Below are 6,659 nucleotides of genomic sequence, written 5' to 3' on the forward strand. Positions count from 1 at the left end.
GATTTATAATATTTAATCCCAACCAATGAGAGACTACACAAACCATAGTTACTTTATAAATTATCAAATTCTGTGAAGTTGATTGCATATTTCGTCAACACATTGTGGTGATATAGTGACGTCTTCAATTTTTGGACATGGGACCGAGATGAGTCAGTCAGAGTTTGATCAAGGTATTCCTAACGGGATCGGTATCGCCCCCTACCTACGAATGAAGCAGGAGGGGATGACGGAAAATGAAAGCCGTATTGTTGAATGGTTTCTTACACCTGGGAACTTGAGTGCCGCACCGGCGATTAAGGATGTTGCCGAGACCCTCATGGTGTCGGAAGCGATGATTGTTAAAGTTTCAAAACTGCTGGGTTTTAGTGGCTTTCGCAATCTGCGCAGTACGTTGATTGATTACTTCTCGCAGTCTGAACAGGTGTTACCGGCTGAGTTATCGTTTGATGAAGCGCCAGAGGATGTGGTTAATAAGGTATTTAACATCACCCTGCGCACGATTATGGAAGGGCAATCGATCGTTAACGTCGATGAAATCCACCGCGCTGCACGCTTTTTCTATGGTGCCAGACAGCGTGATTTATACGGCGTGGGTGGCTCGAATTCGATTTGTGCCGATATCGCGCATAAACTACTGCGTATAGGTGTGCGTTGCCAGGCTTACCAAGACGCACACATTATGATGATGTCCGCTGCATTACTGAAAGAAGGTGATGTGGTGCTGGTAGTGTCCCATTCCGGGCGCACCAGTGATTTAAAAGCCGCTGTAGAATTGGCAAAGAAGAATGGAGCGAAGATTATATGTATTACTCATAGCTATCACTCCCCTATTGCCAAACTGGCTGATTTTATTATTTGCTCACCAGCACCAGAGACCCCTTTATTAGGGCGAAACGCCTCAGCGCGTATATTACAACTCACATTATTAGATGCATTTTTTGTTTCTGTAGCACAACAAGATATTGAACGAGCCACGATTAACCTGGAAAAAACCGGCGCTATTGTCGACTTTTTCCGGCGAGATAAATAATAGTAATAAAAAACCGGCATGCCTCTATTTTAAGACATGCCGGAACTCTCTCCCTACAATGAGAAATGAGCCATGAATAAATTTCTAAAACTCTTTAGTGGTGCAGCCATAGGTATGATGTTATCCACCAGTGCGTTCGCTGCCGCAGAGTATGCGGTTATTTTAAAAACGCTCTCTAATCCTTTTTGGGTGGATATGAAAAAAGGAATTGAAGAGGAGGCAAAAGTATTAGGTGTCAGTGTAGATATATTTGCGTCCCCCTCTGAAGGTGACTTTCAGTCTCAACTACAATTATTCGAAGATCTGAGTAATAAGAATTACAAAGGTATAGCCTTTGCGCCACTGTCTTCAGTTAACCTGGTTATGCCTGTAGCTCGTGCCTGGCAAAAAGGAATTTATCTGGTCAATCTCGACGAGAAAATTGATATGGATAATCTGAAAAAAGCTAAAGGCAATGTCGAGGCCTTTGTCACGACCGACAATAATGCGGTAGGTGCCAAAGGAGCGGCTTTTATTATTGATAAATTAGGCACTACCGGTGGTGAAGTCGCTATTATCGAAGGTAAAGCGGGTAACGCTTCTGGTGAAGCACGCCGTGCGGGAGCAACGGAAGCATTTAAGCAAGCCAACCAAATCAAATTAGTTGCCAGTCAGCCTGCTGATTGGGATCGTATTAAAGCGCTAGATGTCGCCACCAATGTTTTGCAGCGCAACCCCAATCTGAAAGCTATCTATTGTGCCAATGACACCATGGCGATGGGGGCAGCACAGGCAGTCGCCAATGCAGGTAAAGTTGGCAAGATTCTGGTTGTCGGCACCGACGGAATCCCCGAAGCACGTAAGATGGTAGATGCCGGGCAAATGACTGCCACGGTTGCACAAAACCCAGCGAATATCGGTGCTACCGGGTTGAAGCTGTTGGTGGAAGCGGTTCAACGGGGGAAAGTGATCCCATTGGATAAACAGCCGCAGTTTACGCTAGTGGATTCTGTACTGGTCACCAAATAGCATTATAGCCGTACCCACCCGGCTAACATCCGGTTAAAGAGCCAGCCACTCACTCGGCTTTCCTCTTACGGGTTAGCTCGGGTAAGGGTAGATTTCGGTAGGAATAAAAACTAAGGTGATTATATGGTCACGCCTTATATCTCTATGGCGGGGATCGGCAAATCCTTTGGGCCGGTTCATGCCTTAAAGTCCGTTGATTTAACTGTTTTCACACATGAAATTCATGCGTTATTAGGTGAGAATGGCGCAGGTAAATCAACGTTAATGAAAGTATTGTCAGGTATTCATTCCCCAACGAGTGGTTCAATAACTATTAATGATATTAATTACGACAAACTGGACCATAAACAGGCAGCGCAATTAGGTATCGGAATCATTTATCAGGAACTTAGTGTTATTGATGAATTGACAGTATTAGAAAATCTTTATATTGGCCGTCACCTGACGAAAAAAGTCTGCGGTATAAACATTGTAGACTGGAGAAAAATGCGTATCCAGGCAGCAATAATGTTATTGCGCGTGGGGTTAAAAGTCAGCCTTGATGAAAAAGTGGCTAATTTATCTATCAGTCATAAACAGATGTTGGAAATTGCTAAAACATTAATGCTCGATGCTAAAGTTATTATTATGGATGAGCCAACCTCATCACTGACTAATAAAGAGGTAGATTATCTCTTCTTAATTATGAATCAGTTGCGCAAGGAGGGCACGGCCATTGTTTATATCTCTCATAAACTGAATGAGATCCGCCGTATTTGCGATCGCTATACAGTAATGAAAGATGGTAGCAGTGTGTGTAGCGGCATGATTCAGGATGTCACTAACGACGATATTGTGCGCTTGATGGTCGGGCGCGAATTACAAAACCGCTTTATTGCCTTCAAAGAAAATGCCGGCAACGTGGTACGCGACACGGTGTTTGAGGTGAAAAACCTGACCAGTCGCGATAAGAAAAAAGTCCGCGATATTTCATTTGCTGTCAACCGGGGCGAGATCTTCGGGTTTGCCGGTTTGGTGGGTTCTGGCCGCACCGAATTAATGAATTGCCTGTTTGGTGTCGACAAAACCAGCCATGGCGAAGTCTGGCTGAATGGCAAAAATATCACCCCCCGCTCCCCGCTGGATGCACTGAAAAAAGGCATGGGCTATATCACTGAAAGCCGGCGTGAAAACGGTTTTTTCAGCAATTTCTCTATCGCTGAAAACATGGCTATCAGCCATAGCTTAAAAGAAGGGGGTTACAAAGGTGCAATGGGGTTGGTTAAGCCACAGCTTGAGCAGGAAATTGCCGAAGAACAACGCAGCCTACTGGCACTAAAGTGCCATTCGGTGTCGCAAAACATCACAGAACTGTCTGGCGGGAATCAGCAAAAGGTATTGATTTCTAAATGGTTATGCTGTCATCCCGACGTGATTATTTTTGATGAACCCACCCGAGGCATTGATGTGGGTGCTAAAGCCGAGATCTATAAAGTGATGCGCACCCTTGCAGATGAGGGAAAAGTCATTCTGATGGTCTCCTCTGAGCTTCCCGAAATTATTACCGTTTGCGACCGTATTGCGGTGTTTTGTGAAGGACGATTGACGCAAATCCTGACCAACCGTGATGACATCAGCGAAGAGGAGATTATGGCATGGGCATTACCACAAGAGTGAAATCGGATACGGCTGGGAAAAAGCCGTTTAACTTCGCCGCTTTTTGGGATAAATACGGCACTTTTTTCATTCTGGCGATCATTGTGGCTATCTTTGGCTCTATTTCGTCGGAGTATTTCCTTACTACCAATAACATCACGCAAATATTCGTCCAAAGCTCGGTCACCGTATTAATTGGGATGGGGGAGTTCTTTGCCATTTTAGTGGCGGGGATCGACTTGTCTGTTGGTGCGATTCTGGCGCTGTCTGGCATGGTTACCGCAAAATTGATGCTGGCAGGGGTCGATCCAATATTCGCAGCACTGATTGGTGGTGTGCTGGTAGGTGGCGCGCTGGGGGCCATTAATGGCTGTCTGGTCAACTGGACCGGCCTGCACCCTTTCATCATCACTCTTGGCACCAATGCCATTTTTCGCGGTATCACCCTGGTGATTTCTGATGCCAACTCAGTGTATGGCTTCTCGTTTGAGTTTGTAAATTTCTTTGCTGCCAGTGTGTTAGGCATTCCGGTACCGGTGTTATTCGCCCTGTTTATCGCCATAGTGCTTTGGTTTCTGACCACCCGTACACGCCTTGGGCGCAATATCTACGCCTTGGGCGGCAATAAAAACTCAGCTTTCTATTCCGGCATTGATGTGAAATTTCACATGCTCGTAGTGTTTATCATCTCGGGTATTTGTGCCGGTCTTGCTGGCGTGGTTTCGACAGCCCGCCTTGGCGCGGCTGAACCTCTGGCCGGGATGGGGTTTGAAACCTATGCCATCGCCAGTGCCATTATTGGTGGTACCAGCTTCTTCGGGGGCAAGGGGCGCATCTTTTCAGTGGTTATTGGTGGCCTGATTATAGGCACCATCAATAACGGCCTAAATATTCTCCAAGTACAAACCTATTACCAACTGGTGGTGATGGGCGGCCTGATTATTGCCGCTGTCGCCCTCGACCGACTTATCAGTAAGTAAGGACTCGATAATGAAGATATCTCCCTCCCTGATGTGTATGGATTTGCTGAAATTTAAAGAGCAAATTGAATTTATTGACCAAAATGCGGACTATTTTCACATCGACATTATGGATGGCCATTTTGTGCCTAACCTGACACTGTCCCCCTTTTTCGTCAGCCAAGTGAAGCGTATCGCCAGCAAACCACTGGACTGCCACTTAATGGTGACGCGCCCACAGGATTACATCGCTCCTTTGGCAAAAGCGGGCGCAGACTTTATCACGCTGCACCCAGAAACCCTCAACGGGCAAGCATTTCGCTTGATCGAGGAGATCCGCAGTTTAGGGATGAAAGTCGGCCTGATCCTCAATCCAGAAACACCGGTCGATAGTATGAAATATTACATTCATAAAGCAGATAAAATAACCGTCATGACGGTGGACCCAGGCTTTGCCGGACAGCCATTTATCCCTGAAATGTTAGATAAAATTGCTGAACTGAAAGCCTGGCGTGAAAAAAACCAGCTTAATTATGAAATTGAAATTGATGGTTCTTGTAATCAGGCAACTTACCAACGTCTGATTGAGGCTGGGGCCGATGTGCTAATTGTTGGCTCTTCCGGGCTGTTCAATCATGCCTCTGATATCGATAAAGCCTGGGCGCTGATGTCGCAACAAATCATTCATGCCAAGAGTGAGGTGTTACAGCATGCCTAAATATGACGTGGTGATCGGAGTCGATATGGGGGCGACCCATATCCGCTTTTGCTTACTCAAACGCGATGGCGTGATGCTTCATTGTGAGAAATTACGTACCGCTGATGTCATTGTCTCGGGGTTAGTTACTGGATTAAGCGCCCGACTGCATCAATATCTTGAACGTTATAATGCATGCTGCCAAGGGCTGGTCATGGGGTTCCCGGCACTGGTAGAGAACGACAAAAAGAGCATTATTTCCACGCCAAATTTACCGTTAACCTCGACTGACCTGGCGGGGCTGGCCGATAAGCTGAGTGCAGCGCTGCACTGCCCGGTTCAATTCGAGCGTGATGTTAATATGCAACTCTCCTATGACGTACATGAACATCAACTTGAGCGGCAATTGGTCCTCGGTGCTTATCTTGGTACCGGCATGGGTTTTGCTATCTGGATGAATGGCGCCCCCTGGACTGGAGCACACGGCGTGGCAGGTGAATTGGGGCATATCCCCATGGGAGATGATGAAAAGCAGTGTGGATGCGGCAATTACGGCTGTTTGGAAACCACCTGCTCCGGTTTGGCGTTACGCCGATGGTATGACAGCACGCCGCGCGAGTTTGAGCTAAGTGAACTGTTTCTCTATGCCTCCGGGCAGCCGTTTATTGTGCAGTTTATGCAACGGACGGCGAAAGCCATTGCCACCAGCATTAACCTGTTTGATCCCCATGCAATAGTGCTCGGCGGCGGGGTGATGGATATGCCGGGTTTCCCACTAGAAGCATTGATCCGGCAAATACGAACTTATTTGCGCCGCCCGCTTTCCCATGACGTAGTGCGCTTCGTGCAAGCTTCATCGTCAGCATTTAACGGTGCCAGCGGCGCTGCGACAATAGCCAGTAAACAGTGGTTTATTTGACTGAACCTGCGTGTTCTTAAACGATGTCCTCTGCATCAGATATCGGCATATTGAGCCGCATGCTGATTATCTGCCCCGCAGCAGACCGGATTTCAAGTCGCCAGTGTTACCCTTCCCTGACTCAGAGCTGCCCCACGACCCATACCGGTTTTAAACAATATTCGCCGTTGCCGACCGGTATAATTTTAACATGCTGGCCTGACTTATTTTAATATCTTAGCTGCCTGTGCAAGGTAGTCGCTCTTCGACAGTCATATTATCAATATATTCTTTGGCTAATTATTTGCTGAAATTGATATTCTATTTTTCGCATATTTAAAGACGAAATTATTCTGTAGAACTGCCATTTCAAATAATCATCCTCATGATATAGTCAAATCCTATTATTTCACCAAGAAGACTCACAAT

6 protein-coding genes are annotated in these 6,659 nt (G+C 46.4%); all 6 read left to right on the top strand.

The window, feature by feature from the left end:
• Nucleotides 1-148: 148 nt before the first annotated feature.
• Nucleotides 149-1,033, top strand: coding sequence for a MurR/RpiR family transcriptional regulator (locus tag V1952_RS18990; RefSeq protein ID WP_083159713.1), 885 nt, complete (start codon nucleotides 149-151; stop codon nucleotides 1,031-1,033).
• 72 nt (nucleotides 1,034-1,105) lie between these two features.
• Entirely contained in the window at nucleotides 1,106-2,041 is a 936-nt protein-coding gene (alsB, locus tag V1952_RS18995) for a D-allose transporter substrate-binding protein (protein ID WP_420075318.1), read from the top strand.
• Nucleotides 2,042-2,164: 123 nt separating this feature from the next.
• Nucleotides 2,165-3,697, top strand: a complete 1,533-nt coding sequence (gene alsA, locus V1952_RS19000; RefSeq protein WP_420072130.1) for a D-allose ABC transporter ATP-binding protein AlsA — start codon at nucleotides 2,165-2,167, stop codon at nucleotides 3,695-3,697.
• Nucleotides 3,676-4,656, top strand: coding sequence for a D-allose ABC transporter permease (gene alsC / locus V1952_RS19005; protein WP_049605299.1), 981 nt, complete (start codon nucleotides 3,676-3,678; stop codon nucleotides 4,654-4,656). The genes alsA and alsC overlap by 22 nt, the downstream gene beginning before the upstream one ends.
• Nucleotides 4,657-4,666: 10 nt before the next feature.
• Complete coding sequence (gene alsE, locus V1952_RS19010) at nucleotides 4,667-5,353, top strand: D-allulose 6-phosphate 3-epimerase (RefSeq protein WP_372558315.1); 687 nt, start codon at nucleotides 4,667-4,669, stop codon at nucleotides 5,351-5,353.
• Complete coding sequence (gene alsK / locus V1952_RS19015; protein WP_420075319.1) at nucleotides 5,346-6,251, top strand: allose kinase; 906 nt, start codon at nucleotides 5,346-5,348, stop codon at nucleotides 6,249-6,251. The genes alsE and alsK overlap by 8 nt, the downstream gene beginning before the upstream one ends.
• The last annotated feature ends 408 nt before the right edge of the window (nucleotides 6,252-6,659 follow it).

The organism is Yersinia sp. 2542 StPb PI, assembly GCF_048593855.1.
Taxonomy (GTDB): Bacteria; Pseudomonadota; Gammaproteobacteria; order Enterobacterales; family Enterobacteriaceae; genus Yersinia; species Yersinia enterocolitica_E.

What these genes read in the sequence shown, in the direction of transcription:
- alsB (WP_420075318.1), top strand. Translation starts at nt 1,106, where the DNA reads ATGAATAAATTTCTAAAACTCTTTAGTGGTGCAGCCATAGGTATGATG.
- alsA (WP_420072130.1), top strand. Translation starts at nt 2,165, where the DNA reads ATGGTCACGCCTTATATCTCTATGGCGGGGATCGGCAAATCCTTTGGG.
- alsE (WP_372558315.1), top strand. Translation starts at nt 4,667, where the DNA reads ATGAAGATATCTCCCTCCCTGATGTGTATGGATTTGCTGAAATTTAAA.
- alsK (WP_420075319.1), top strand. Translation starts at nt 5,346, where the DNA reads ATGCCTAAATATGACGTGGTGATCGGAGTCGATATGGGGGCGACCCAT.
- V1952_RS18990 (WP_083159713.1), top strand. Translation starts at nt 149, where the DNA reads ATGAGTCAGTCAGAGTTTGATCAAGGTATTCCTAACGGGATCGGTATC.
- alsC (WP_049605299.1), top strand. Translation starts at nt 3,676, where the DNA reads ATGGGCATTACCACAAGAGTGAAATCGGATACGGCTGGGAAAAAGCCG.